The organism is Streptomyces sp. 378 (genome assembly GCF_030124145.1).
Taxonomy (GTDB): domain Bacteria; phylum Actinomycetota; class Actinomycetes; order Streptomycetales; family Streptomycetaceae; genus Streptomyces.
In genome coordinates, this window is the sequence record NZ_JASKMS010000091.1 from 1 (window position 1) to 604 (window position 604).

Annotated in this window: 1 protein-coding gene; it reads left to right on the forward strand. The window is 69.9% G+C overall.

Translation table 11 applies throughout. The features are described from left to right. Positions 1–12 precede the first annotated feature (12 nt). The coding region (locus tag QNO09_RS39635; RefSeq protein ID WP_283975072.1) for an IS110 family transposase at positions 13–604 on the forward strand (592 nt) is incomplete at its 3' end.

The window sequence follows — 604 nt, forward strand, 5'->3', positions numbered from 1 at the left end:
GGGAAGGGCGCGATGTTCGACACCGAAGACGTGGGCGTGTTCCTCGGCCTGGACGTCGGCAAAAGCTCTCATCACGGGCACGGGCTGACTCCGGCCGGCAAGAAGGTCTTCGACAAGCAGCTGCCCAACAGCGAGCCGAGACTGCGGGCCGTGTTCGACAAGCTGGCCGCGAAGTTCGGCACCGTGTTGGTCATCGTGGACCAGCCCGCCTCCATCGGCGCTCTGCCGCTCACGGTCGCCCGGGACGCGGGCTGCAAGGTCGCCTACCTGCCCGGACTCGCGATGCGGCGGATCGCCGACCTCTACCCGGGCGAGGCCAAGACCGACGCGAAAGACGCTGCGGTCATCGCGGACGCGGCCCGCACCATGCCGCACACGCTGCGCTCGCTGGAACTCACCGACGAGATCACCGCCGAACTCACGGTTCTGGTCGGCTTCGACCAGGACCTCGCGGCCGAGGCCACCCGCACCTCCAACCGGATACGCGGCCTGCTCACCCAGTTCCACCCGTCGCTGGAGCGCGTTCTGGGCCCCCGCCTGGACCACCCGGCCGTCACCTGGCTGCTGGAGCGCTACGGCTCCCCCGCCGCACTGCGCAAAGCCG